This is a genomic window from Pantoea stewartii, from assembly GCF_011044475.1.
Lineage (GTDB): Bacteria > Pseudomonadota > Gammaproteobacteria > Enterobacterales > Enterobacteriaceae > Pantoea > Pantoea stewartii.
In genome coordinates this window covers 2,752,102-2,763,889 of sequence record NZ_CP049115.1, presented here as the reverse complement: position 1 = coordinate 2,763,889, position 11,788 = coordinate 2,752,102, and the positions used below count along the sequence as shown (strand labels likewise).

The following is an 11,788-nucleotide window of genomic DNA, read 5'->3' as shown; positions in this document are numbered from 1 at the left end:
CACGCGTGTGAGGCGAAGCGGGTATCTTATTCCAACAGAGCGATTCCCTATGCGTTTAAACTCCAGCCAACAACGTGCCGTCGAATTTGTCACCGGTCCCTGTCTGGTGCTGGCGGGGGCTGGCTCGGGTAAAACCCGCGTTATCACCAATAAGATCGCACATCTGATTCGGGAGTGCGGTTACCAGGCGCGCCACATTGCGGCCGTGACGTTCACGAATAAAGCCTCACGTGAAATGAAAGAGCGCGTCGCGCAAACGCTGGGGCGTAAGGAGGCGCGCGGCCTGATGATCTCGACATTCCATACCCTGGGACTGGAGATTATTAAGCGCGAATATGCGGCGCTGGGAATGAAGTCTAACTTTTCCCTGTTCGACGACCAGGATCAACTGGCCCTGCTTAAAGACCTGACCAGCCAGTGGCTGGAAGAGGACAAGACCTTACTGCAGCAGTTGATTTCCACCCTTTCCAACTGGAAAAATGATTTGGTTGATCCGCCCAAGGCGGCGGCATTAGCCCGTTCGGAGCGCGATAACGTTTTCGCGCACTGCTATGCCCTGTATGATCAGCACCTTAAAGCCTGTAATGTGCTGGATTTTGACGACCTGATCTTGTTGCCGACCCTTCTGCTACAGCGTAATCAGGAAGTGCGCGAGTGCTGGCAGCAACGTATTCGCTATCTGCTGGTCGATGAATATCAGGATACCAATACCAGCCAGTACGAACTGGTTAAATTGCTGGTGGGTGCCAGAGCGCGTTTTACTGTCGTTGGCGATGACGATCAGTCGATCTATTCCTGGCGCGGAGCGCGGCCGCAAAATCTGGTCCTGCTGAATGAGGATTTCCCGACGCTGGAAGTGGTGAAGCTTGAGCAGAATTACCGATCTTCACAGCGTATCCTTAAAGCTGCCAATATCCTGATTGCCAACAATCCGCATGTGTTCGAGAAGCGCCTGTTTTCTGAACTGGATATCGGTAGTGAACTGAAAGTGCTGAGCGCAAACAGTGAAGAACACGAAGCCGAGCGGGTAACGGGTGAACTGATTGCTCATCACTTTATCAATAAAACGCAGTATAAAGATTACGCCATTCTGTACCGGGGGAATCACCAGTCCCGGGTATTCGAAAAATTCTTGATGCAGAACCGTATCCCTTACCGGATTTCAGGTGGCACCTCCTTTTTCTCACGGCCAGAAATAAAAGATCTGTTAGCGTATTTACGCGTACTCACTAACCCCGACGATGACAGCGCCTTTTTACGGATTGTGAATACTCCCCGGCGTGAAATTGGCCCGGCGACGCTGCAAAAACTGGGTGAATGGGCCACTATCCGCAGTAAAAGTCTTTTTAACGCCAGCTTCGATGTGGGACTGGGGCAGACCCTGACCGGCCGCGGTCTTGAGCATCTGCAGCGCTTCACTCACTGGCTCAATGAGATTATCCAGCTCAGTGAGCGGGAACCCGTGAACGCTGTCCGTGATTTGATTCGCGGCATCGATTATGAAAGCTGGCTGTTTGAAACCTCCGGTAGCCCTAAAGCCGCTGAAATGCGCATGAAAAACGTCAATACGCTGTTTCAATGGATGACGGAAATGCTGGAAGGGAGCGATCTGGATGAGCCGATGACGCTGGCCCAGGTCGTCACGCGGTTTACGTTGCGCGACATGATGGAGCGCGGCGAAAGTGACGACGAGTCAGACCAGGTGCAGCTGATGACGTTGCATGCGTCTAAAGGGCTGGAATTCCCCTATGTTTTCCTGGTTGGCATGGAAGAAGGATTGCTCCCGCATCAGAGCAGTATTGATGAAAATAACGTTGAAGAAGAGCGCCGTCTGGCCTATGTCGGTATCACCCGTGCGCAGAAAGAGCTGACGTTTACCTTATGCCGTGAGCGCCGTCAGTACGGTGAACTGGTTCGCCCCGAGCCCAGCCGCTTTTTGCTGGAGCTGCCGCAGGATGATGTGGTGTGGGAAACCGAGCGTAAGGTGGTCAGTGCTGAAGAGCGAATGAAAACCGGCCAGAGTCGGGTGGCCGGATTACGGGCGATGCTGGAAAAGGCGAAAAAGGGTTAATGCGCCGATCGGGCGTAACCGCAAGTACTCAGGTCAGCGATAACTGCCAGTGTACATAGGACTGGTAATGACTTTCCTGTTCAAGCAGTTCCGCCCGAAGCGGATGTACATCCAGCCAGCCCGCCGGCAATGTGACATTCAGCGCTTCATCATCGGCCTGCATACGTACGGCAGGCAGGGTGTCATCGCGACGGCGACTGGAAAAGATAATCGACAGGCGCAGCAGGCGACACAGGCGCTCTGCCAGACGCGGCGGTACGGCATTTTGTTGGGTCAGTAACGCAAGATCGATGCTGCCGCTTTGGTTTTGCAGTAAGCAGGCGATCAGCTTTTTTTGCGCGGGCGTAAAACCCGGCAGATCAAGATGGCGAACCAGGTAGGCAGCATGCTGAGGTGCCTGACGGAAATCGACGCTCAGCCCGATTTCATGGATAGCACAGGCGCTCAGCAGTAATTCCCGACAGCGCTGATCCAGTTTCCAGACCACGCTGACCTGGCGAAAAAAACTTTCAGCCAGCTGACGTACCCGATCGGCCTGGCACACATCGATGTTGAACCTGCGCTGAACATTTTGCAGCGTACGGCTGCGAATATCACGATCAACAGGTAAGTGCAGCATTCCGTACACCAGCCCTTCGCGCAGTGCACCACCGGCCAGCGTCATGCTGTCGATATTGAGTTCCTGAAAAATGGCGATCAGGATTGAGAGCCCACTGGGGAACACAAGCGCACGTTCCAGCGTCAGTCCTTCGATTTCAAGCTCTTCCAGCTTGCCACATTGAATAGCGCGCTGCTTTAACTGCTGGAGTTTGCTCAGGGTGATGCGCTCATCCATGCCCTGTGCCACCATGATTTCCTGTAACGCCTGCACGGTGCCGGATGCACCGACGCAAACCTGCCAGCTCTGTTTGCGCAGTTCTGCCGAAATGGGCTGCAGCATGGCTTTGGCGGCCTGTTCTGCCTGGTCAAAATTTTCCTGCGCCAGGTGACGATCGCCAAAGAAGCGTTCCAGCCAGGTGACACAGCCCATCTGCAAACTAAACAGCACGCTGGCATGGGAGCCGTCACCGGTGGCTAACTCGGTACTGCCGCCGCCGATATCGACAACCAGACGTTGATCGGAGCCGCCGGTGGTGTGCGCCACGCCTTGATAAATCAGACGGGCTTCTTCTTCACCGCTAATCACATTGACGGCGCAGCCCAGAATCTGTTGAGCCTTATCCAGAAAGACCTGTGCATTTGCTGCAATACGCAGCGTAGCCGTCGCCACCACCCGAATCTGGTCAGGCGGAATATCCTGAAGTTGTTCCGAGAAAAGCCGCAAACATTGCCAGCCCCGCGCCATCGCTTCAGCTGACAAATGATTGGCGCTGTCCAGGCCAGCAGCCAGGCGCACCTTGCGTTTGATTTTGGCGATAGTCTGAATACTGCCAGACACTTCGCTGACTACCAGCATGTGGAAGCTGTTAGATCCTAAATCAATCGCAGCATAGAGTGTCGATGCGCTTAGCATGGTGAACTTAACCCGAACGTTTACGGTTGTTATGACGTGGAGCACCGCGACGACTGGCGTTATTTCCGCCACGACGCTGACCGTTGCCTGTACGATTACGCGTCAGACGTTTCGGCGGTGGGAGTTCACTTAACAGCGCATCGCTGTTGTATTTGCTCACCGGAATACTGTGACCAATGTACTCTTCAATACCCGGCAGATTTAACGCGTACTCTTCGCATGCCAGGCTGATTGAGTGGCCGCTTGCCCCTGCGCGTCCTGTACGGCCAATGCGATGAACGTAGTCCTCGCGGTCATCAGGCAGATCGTAGTTAAAGACATGTGTCACTGCGGGAATATGCAGGCCACGTGCCGCAACATCGGTCGCCACCAGGATATCGATGTCACCTTTGGTAAAGTCATCCAGAATGCGTAAACGCTTCTTCTGAGCCACATCGCCGGTCAGCAAGCCTACACGGTGACCGTCCGCAGCCAGATGGCCCCAGATATCTTCACAGCGATGTTTCGTATTGGCGAAAATAATCGCGCGATCGGGCCATTCTTCTTCCACCAGCGTTTGCAGCAAACGCATTTTCTCTTCGTTGGAAGGATAGAAAAGCTCTTCTTTAATGCGGTGGCCCGTTTTTTGTTCCGGCTCGACTTCAACGTATTCGGCGCTGTTCATGTGCTCAAAGGCCAGTTCACGCACGCGATACGAGAGCGTGGCGGAAAACAGCATGCTCAGGCGTTGAGTTGCGGGTGGCATGCGGCGGAACAACCAGCGAATATCTTTAATAAAGCCGAGATCGAACATACGATCGGCTTCGTCCAGCACCATGACCTGTATGGCGCTGAGGTTGACGTGATTCTGCTTCGCATAATCAATTAAGCGACCCGTGGTGCCGACCAGAATATCGACACCGTTTTCCAGAACTTTTAACTGCTTGTCATAGCCGTCGCCACCGTAAGCCAGGCCTAGTTTCAGGCCGGTCGATGCCGCCAGCGGTTCTGCATCCGCATGAATTTGCACGGCAAGTTCACGCGTAGGTGCCAGAATTAACGCGCGTGGTTGGTTAACCTGGCGTCCCTCTGGTGCAGGGTGAGAAAGAAGATGATGAAACGTTGACGTTAAAAACGCCATCGTTTTGCCGGTACCGGTTTGCGCCTGACCTGCGACATCACGCCCTGAAAGCGTAAATGGCAGTGCTAACGCCTGAATAGGCGTGCAGTTATGAAACCCTTTTTTATCAAGGGCTTCCACTACCTGTGGGTGCAGGGCGAAGTCGGAAAACTTCTGTTCAGTTAAGTGTGTTTTGCTCATAGTGTGGTAGAATATCAGCTTACTATCGCTTTACGAAAGCGTATCCGATGAAATAAAGTCAACCAACATTGGTTTATATTACGCCAATTCGCCAGGCATAATCTTGTGGAGTAAAACATGAGCAGCGATAAAATCGTTCATCTGACCGATGACAGTTTCGACACCGACGTGCTGAAAGCCGACGGCGTTATACTGGTAGATTTCTGGGCTGAATGGTGTGGTCCTTGTAAAATGATCGCCCCAATCCTTGATGAAGTTGCAGAAGAGTATGATGGCAAGCTGACCATCGCTAAGCTGAATATTGACGATAACCCAGGTACCGCACCGAAATACGGCATTCGTGGCATCCCGACGCTGCTGCTGTTTAAAAACGGTGAAGTCGCTGCAACGAAAGTGGGCGCATTGTCCAAAGGTCAATTAAAAGAGTTCCTGAACGCCAACCTGGCGTAAGCGGGCTGAACGTTCGGCAGTGGTTAAATTTTTTCCTCCTGCTGGACGTTCGCTTTTAAGCGTGCTAACTTATTTTCACTGCACTATGATCATACCTTGTAGTTAGCATTCAAAGTTTTCCCTTGTTAAACCCTGTCGCACTGTACCTACCAGCGGTTTAGCAATCTAACGACTAGCTCTACTCTGACTTAAATCGACCGACTCCTCGCTTCCAGTCATCATTCAAGACAACGATCGTTGAGAAGAGTTGAAAAGTCATTAACAGAACAGGCATGGATTAACTGCCATACCATTCACGACAAACATTTCGAGTATTACCCCGAGTTTAAGAACCCATCACTATGAATCTTACCGAATTAAAAAATACGCCGGTTTCTGAGCTGATTACCCTCGGCGAGAATATGGGGCTGGAAAACCAGGCTCGTATGCGCAAGCAGGACATTATTTTCTCAATACTGAAGCAGCACGCGAAAAGCGGCGAGGACATCTTCGGTGATGGTGTGCTGGAGATATTGCAGGATGGATTTGGATTCCTCCGCTCTGGAGACAGCTCCTACCTCGCCGGTCCTGATGACATCTACGTTTCTCCCAGCCAAATTCGCCGCTTTAACCTCCGCACTGGTGACACCATCGCCGGCAAAATTCGCCCACCAAAAGAAGGTGAACGCTATTTTGCGCTGCTGAAAGTTAATGAAGTCAACTACGACAAGCCTGAAAACTCGCGCAACAAAATTCTGTTTGAAAACCTTACGCCGCTGCACGCTAACAGCCGTCTGCGTATGGAGCGCGGTAATGGATCAACCGAAGACTTAACGGCGCGCGTACTGGACCTGGCGTCGCCCATTGGCCGCGGTCAGCGTGGCCTGATTGTTGCTCCGCCAAAAGCCGGTAAAACCATGCTGCTGCAGAACATCGCACAGAGCATTGCCTATAACCATCCTGACTGCGTGCTGATGGTGTTGCTGATCGATGAGCGTCCGGAAGAAGTGACAGAGATGCAACGCCTGGTCAAAGGCGAAGTGATTGCCTCAACCTTCGATGAGCCGGCTTCGCGTCACGTTCAGGTTGCAGAGATGGTGATCGAAAAGGCTAAGCGCCTGGTTGAGCATAAAAAAGACGTCATCATTCTTCTCGACTCCATTACGCGTCTGGCACGTGCCTATAACACCGTGGTGCCGGCCTCCGGTAAAGTGCTGACAGGTGGTGTGGATGCTAACGCCCTGCATCGTCCTAAGCGTTTCTTTGGTGCGGCGCGTAACGTGGAAGAGGGCGGTAGCCTGACCATTATCGCGACTGCGCTGGTGGATACCGGTTCGAAAATGGACGAAGTGATTTACGAAGAGTTTAAAGGCACCGGTAACATGGAGCTTCATCTCTCACGTAAGATTGCGGAAAAACGCGTCTTCCCGGCCATTGATTACAACCGTTCCGGTACACGTAAAGAAGAGCTGTTAACCTCTCAGGAAGAACTGCAGAAAATGTGGATCCTGCGTAAAATTATTCACCCAATGGGCGAAATCGACGCGATGGAGTTCCTGATTAACAAGTTGGCCATGACCAAAACCAACGATGAATTCTTCGACATGATGAAGCGCTCTTGATCCTTTTAAGCGCCATCTGAGCAGGATGGCGTTTTTTACTTTAAAAGATCGTAAAATAGCTCTGACGCCACGTTCTGACGTGGCGTTTTTCATTTACGGGCTATAGGATTGTGGTCTGGCAGACGTAATAATAATGACGGTGAAAGTGGTGGACGGTTGACCGTTCGTACACCGCTTAATGCCGAATTCGGAATCTGGGACGGTAATATGCGCCTTCTTTCGCGTATTGTGTGTATCCAGGATGATAGCTGAGAGCGTTTAACGTGAATTTACTCACTATGAGTACTGAGCTTGGTTTAGTTTTTGTCTTTTCCCTGGCGTTTCTTTTCCTTGCTCGTAAAGCAGCCGAGAAAATTGGACTGGTTGACAAGCCCAATATGCGTAAGCGCCACCAGGGAGTAGTACCGCTGGTGGGGGGCATATCCGTTTATGCAGGTATCTGTTTTGCCTTTTACATTACTAATTATTACCTGCCGCACGCCATGCTTTACCTGGCCTGCGCGGGCGTACTGGTATTTGTCGGGGCGCTGGATGACAGGTTCGACATCAGCGTAAAAATTCGCGCGACAGTACAAGGTATTGTGGCTGTAGTGATGATGTTTTTTGGCAAGCTCTATTTGCTGAGCCTCGGATTTATCATAGGCCCGGTTGAATTGATTGTCGGGCCGTTTGGTTACGTCCTCACTCTTTTTGCTGTCTGGGCAGCAATTAATGCTTTCAATATGGTCGATGGCATCGATGGCCTTTTAGGGGGGCTTTCCATTGTGACCTTTGCGGCAATGGGAATTATTCTCTACCTTGATGGCCAACACAGCCTCGCAATGTGGTGCTTCGCGATGATCGCCGCCACATTACCCTATGTTTTTCTTAATCTCGGTTTTCTGGGCCGGCGCTACAAAGTCTTTATGGGGGATGCGGGCAGCACTATGATTGGTTTCACCATCATATGGATTTTGCTCGAAACGACTCAGGGCCTGAGTCATCCTATTACACCTGTTACGGCATTGTGGCTAATCGCCATTCCTTTAATGGATATGGTAGCCATCATGTATCGTCGTTTAAGCAAGGGAATGAGCCCCTTTTCTGCCGATCGTCAGCATATTCACCATTTAATTATGCGGGCCGGTTTTACTTCCCGTCAGGCTTTCGTCCTGATTACTTCCGCTGCGGCACTTCTTGCAGGTATTGGCGTACTGGGAGAATACCTCGCCTTTATACCTGAATGGGTGATGTTAATTCTGTTTCTGATTGCCTTCATGGGTTACGGCTATTGTTTGAAGCACGCATGGCGCGTGGCAAGAAAAATCAGACGCTTTAAACGCCGCCTGAATAATTTTAGAAATGCCAGGAAAAATGAACCCTGATGAGTCTTAAAAAGGATGACGCTGTGATGCCTGCAAACGTTGTGGAGAACGAACTGGATATTCGCGGCCTGTGCTGCCGCTTGTGGCGCGGAAAGCACTGGATAGTCGGTTGCGCAGTGCTGTTTGCAGTGGCAGCCTGGCTGGCGACGCTGCTGATGAAACAGGTATGGAGCACAACGGCGATTACAGGGCGTCCAACGGTGATTATGCTGGGCTCGTACTATTCACAGCAGCAGTTTCTCAATAACCTGGATGTACGCAATGACGCCGTGACGTTAACCAGCGCGTCTCCCAACGCGATGGATGAGGTTTATCAGGAGTTTCTGGTGCAGCTTTCCTCCTGGGATACTCGTCGCGAGTTCTGGCTGCAAACCGACTATTACAAAAGCCGGAAAAGCGGCAATGCGCACAATGATGCGGTCCTGTTAGATGAGCTGATTGATAACATCCAGTTTACGCCAGCGGATACCGCGCGTAACACGTTCGACAGCGTCAAACTGAAAGCGGAAACGGCGAGCGATGCCAACAACCTGTTGCGTCAGTACATTGCCTATGCCAGTGAGCGCGCAGCACGTCATCTCAACGCGGAGCTAAAAGGTGCGTGGCAGGCACGAGATGCGCAACTTCAGGCACAGGTCAGGCGTCAGGAAGCTGTGGCGAATGCCGTCTTCCAGCGTCGCATTCATCGTCTGGAACAGGCGCTGAAGGTGGCCAGCCAAAAAGGAATTACTGAAAAACAGACGAATGAAGTCAGTGAGAGTCTTGCTGACAGCGACCTGTTTTTAATCGGTCAGCCGCTATTGCAGGGGCAACTCGACACCCTGCGTGCGACGGGACCGAGCTTTGATATAAGCTACGATCAAAATAAAGCGATGCTGACGACACTGGATGCAGGACCTGCGTTAACCAATAAATTTCAGACCTACCGTTATTTACGTACACCGGAAGAGCCGGTGTCACGTGACAGCCCACGCCGGGTATTTATGATGGTGATGTGGGGCGCGGTAGGGGCACTGGTTGGCGCCGGTGTGGCACTGGCACATCGTCGGCGACCCATGTCAGATACACAAGATTGAGAGAAACAGTGTGAAAGTTCTGACAGTTTTTGGCACCCGACCTGAAGCCATTAAGATGGCACCACTCGTTCAGGCCCTGGCACAGGATCCGGCTTTTGAATCACGGCTGTGTGTAACCGCACAGCACCGTGAAATGCTCGATCAGGTGCTGAGCTTATTTCAGCTTCAGCCTGACTACGACCTCAATATTATGCGGCCTGAACAAGGATTAACGGAAATAACCTGCCGTATCCTGCAAGGCATGCACACCGTCCTTCTCGATTTCAAACCCGACATTGTTCTGGTTCACGGTGACACCACAACCACGCTGGCGGCCAGTCTGGCTGCGTTCTATCAACAAATACCTGTCGGCCATGTTGAAGCGGGTTTAAGGACAGGCGATCTGGCATCGCCGTGGCCTGAAGAGGGCAATCGTAAACTGACAGGCCATCTGGCACGGCTGCATTTTACGCCAACCTCCCGTTCCCGACAGAACCTGCTGGATGAAAATCTGCCCGATGACAGCATTGTGATTACCGGCAATACGGTGATTGATGCCCTGCTGTGGGTGCGCGATCGGGTACTGGATGATAACGCCATTAATGCGCAACTGGCTGCACGTTATCCGTTTCTGGATGAAAACAAAAAGCTGGTACTGGTAACGGGCCATCGGCGGGAAAGTTTTGGCGGGGGGTTTGAGCGTATTTGTAGCGCTTTAGCCGAAATTGCGCGTCAGCACCCTGAGGCGCAGATCGTTTATCCTGTGCATCTCAACCCGAATGTCCATGAGCCCGTTAACCGCATTCTGCGCGACATCAAGAACATAGTACTGATTGAGCCGCAGGAGTATCTGCCGTTTGTCTGGCTCATGAATCGTGCCTGGCTCATTCTCACCGATTCTGGCGGAATTCAGGAAGAAGCGCCTTCACTGGGTAAACCCGTTTTGGTGATGCGTGAAACCACGGAACGGCCAGAGGCGGTTGACGCGGGAACAGTAAAGCTGGTGGGAACGGATACGGCGAAGATTGTTGCCGAAGTCAGCGCATTACTGAATGACGACGAGGCCTGGCAGACCATGAGCCGCGCCCATAATCCCTATGGGGATGGCAATGCCTGCGGGCGAATCTTACAAGCCTTAAAAGATAACAGAGCCAACTTATGAGTTTTGAAACCATTTCCGTCATTGGACTGGGTTACATTGGGCTGCCTACCGCAGCCGTTTTTGCCTCAAAGGGAAAAAAAGTGGTGGGCGTTGATATCAATGCCCGGGCTGTTGACACCATCAACCGCGGTGCCATTCATATCGTCGAACCCGATCTGGAACAGGTGGTGCAGGCAGCCGTTGCGCGTGGCGATTTACGTGCCACCACGCAACCGGAAGCGGCGGACGCCTTTTTGATTGCCGTCCCTACGCCTTTCCAGGCCGATCGCCAGCCCGACTTACGTTTTGTGCAGGCGGCCGCAATATCCATCGCACCGGTTTTGAAAAAAGGCGATCTGGTGATTCTGGAGTCGACGTCTCCGGTAGGCAGTACCGAGCAGATGGCGGAGTGGCTGGCTGCCGAGCGGCCTGATTTACGTTTCCCCCAGCAGGGCGATGAACCGGACGTTTTTATTGCCTACTGCCCTGAGCGTGTTTTGCCCGGCCAGATCATGGTTGAGCTGATTAAAAACGATCGTGTTATTGGCGGCATGACGCCAGCCTGTTCTGCCCGTGCCAGCGCGTTATATCGTATTTTTCTCCAGGGCGAGTGCGTGGAAACTCATGCCCGTACCGCCGAAATGTGCAAGCTGACCGAAAACAGCTTCCGGGACGTAAACATTGCGTTTGCCAATGAGCTGTCCCTGATCTGTGCTGAGCAGCAGATTAATGTCTGGGAGCTTATTGCGCTGGCAAACCGTCATCCTCGTGTGAATATTTTGCAACCCGGTCCCGGCGTAGGCGGACACTGCATTGCCGTCGACCCCTGGTTTATCGTGGCGCAGAACCCTGACTTAGCGCGACTGATCCGTACCGCCCGCGAAGTGAATGATGCCAAGCCACACTGGGTACTGGAGCAGGTAAAAAAAGCACTGGCAGAGTGTCTGACGCAAACCGATAAGCGCGCCAGCGATCTGACGATTGCCTGTTTTGGCCTGGCGTTTAAGCCAAATATTGATGACCTGCGTGAAAGCCCGGCGATGGAAGTCGCCCATTTGATTGCAGACTGGCATCAGGGCCGTACCTGGGTGACTGAACCGCATATTGAGCAGATTCCCGAACGTCTGGAAACGCAGGCCACGCTGGTGTCAACAGAGCAGGCGCTGCAACAGGCCGATATTCTGGTGATGCTGGTCGATCATCAGGCGTTCCGCGCCATTGATGCGGCGCACGTGACCCAGCAATGGGTCGTTGATACGAAAGGTGTCTGGCGCTGAAAACAGACGCTGATTA

The 11,788-nt window shown here is 52.4% G+C and carries 9 protein-coding genes; 7 read left to right on the top strand and 2 right to left on the bottom strand.

Annotation, left to right across the window (positions count from 1 at the left end; genetic code table 11):
* The first annotated feature begins 49 nt into the window (after window positions 1-49).
* Window positions 50-2,071, top strand: a complete 2,022-nt coding sequence (gene rep, locus G5574_RS13200) for a DNA helicase Rep (RefSeq protein ID WP_164482734.1) — start codon at window positions 50-52, stop codon at window positions 2,069-2,071.
* Window positions 2,072-2,099: 28 nt separating this feature from the next.
* On the opposite strand, the gene gppA is transcribed toward rep, so the two are convergent.
* The gene (gppA, locus tag G5574_RS13195) at window positions 2,100-3,584 is read right to left on the bottom strand and encodes a guanosine-5'-triphosphate,3'-diphosphate diphosphatase (protein WP_006121428.1); all 1,485 of its coding nucleotides are present in this window, start codon (window positions 3,582-3,584) and stop codon (window positions 2,100-2,102) included.
* A gap of 7 nt (window positions 3,585-3,591) precedes the next feature.
* On the bottom strand, window positions 3,592-4,884 hold the full coding sequence (gene rhlB, locus G5574_RS13190) for an ATP-dependent RNA helicase RhlB (protein WP_033737345.1): 1,293 nt from the start codon (window positions 4,882-4,884) through the stop codon (window positions 3,592-3,594).
* Between the two features lie 117 nt (window positions 4,885-5,001).
* Between rhlB and trxA the strand changes: the two genes are divergently transcribed.
* The 6 genes from trxA (at window position 5,002) to wecC (ending at window position 11,772) form a co-directional block, all read left to right on the top strand.
* Window positions 5,002-5,334, top strand: coding sequence for a thioredoxin TrxA (gene trxA, locus G5574_RS13185; protein ID WP_006121430.1), 333 nt, complete (start codon window positions 5,002-5,004; stop codon window positions 5,332-5,334).
* A 341-nt stretch (window positions 5,335-5,675) separates the two neighbouring features.
* On the top strand, window positions 5,676-6,935 hold the full coding sequence (rho, locus tag G5574_RS13180; protein WP_006121431.1) for a transcription termination factor Rho: 1,260 nt from the start codon (window positions 5,676-5,678) through the stop codon (window positions 6,933-6,935).
* Between the two features lie 278 nt (window positions 6,936-7,213).
* Window positions 7,214-8,299 (top strand): UDP-N-acetylglucosamine--undecaprenyl-phosphate N-acetylglucosaminephosphotransferase, encoded by a 1,086-nt coding sequence (gene wecA, locus G5574_RS13175; RefSeq protein ID WP_033737346.1) that lies wholly within the window; start codon window positions 7,214-7,216, stop codon window positions 8,297-8,299.
* A 26-nt stretch (window positions 8,300-8,325) separates the two neighbouring features.
* Entirely contained in the window at window positions 8,326-9,375 is a 1,050-nt protein-coding gene (gene wzzE / locus G5574_RS13170; RefSeq protein ID WP_164483235.1) for an ECA polysaccharide chain length modulation protein, read from the top strand.
* Between the two features lie 10 nt (window positions 9,376-9,385).
* Entirely contained in the window at window positions 9,386-10,516 is a 1,131-nt protein-coding gene (wecB, locus tag G5574_RS13165; RefSeq protein WP_033737347.1) for a non-hydrolyzing UDP-N-acetylglucosamine 2-epimerase, read from the top strand.
* Window positions 10,513-11,772, top strand: coding sequence for a UDP-N-acetyl-D-mannosamine dehydrogenase (wecC, locus tag G5574_RS13160; protein ID WP_164482733.1), 1,260 nt, complete (start codon window positions 10,513-10,515; stop codon window positions 11,770-11,772). Before wecB ends, wecC begins: the two co-directional genes overlap by 4 nt.
* Window positions 11,773-11,788 lie beyond the last annotated feature (16 nt).

Coding starts and splice junctions, on each gene's coding strand:
- wecC (WP_164482733.1), top strand. CDS start 10,513: ATGAGTTTTGAAACCATTTCCGTCATTGGACTGGGTTACATTGGGCTG.
- rho (WP_006121431.1), top strand. CDS start 5,676: ATGAATCTTACCGAATTAAAAAATACGCCGGTTTCTGAGCTGATTACC.
- wecA (WP_033737346.1), top strand. CDS start 7,214: ATGAGTACTGAGCTTGGTTTAGTTTTTGTCTTTTCCCTGGCGTTTCTT.
- trxA (WP_006121430.1), top strand. CDS start 5,002: ATGAGCAGCGATAAAATCGTTCATCTGACCGATGACAGTTTCGACACC.
- gppA (WP_006121428.1), bottom strand. CDS start 3,584: ATGCTAAGCGCATCGACACTCTATGCTGCGATTGATTTAGGATCTAAC.
- rep (WP_164482734.1), top strand. CDS start 50: ATGCGTTTAAACTCCAGCCAACAACGTGCCGTCGAATTTGTCACCGGT.
- wzzE (WP_164483235.1), top strand. CDS start 8,326: ATGCCTGCAAACGTTGTGGAGAACGAACTGGATATTCGCGGCCTGTGC.
- rhlB (WP_033737345.1), bottom strand. CDS start 4,884: ATGAGCAAAACACACTTAACTGAACAGAAGTTTTCCGACTTCGCCCTG.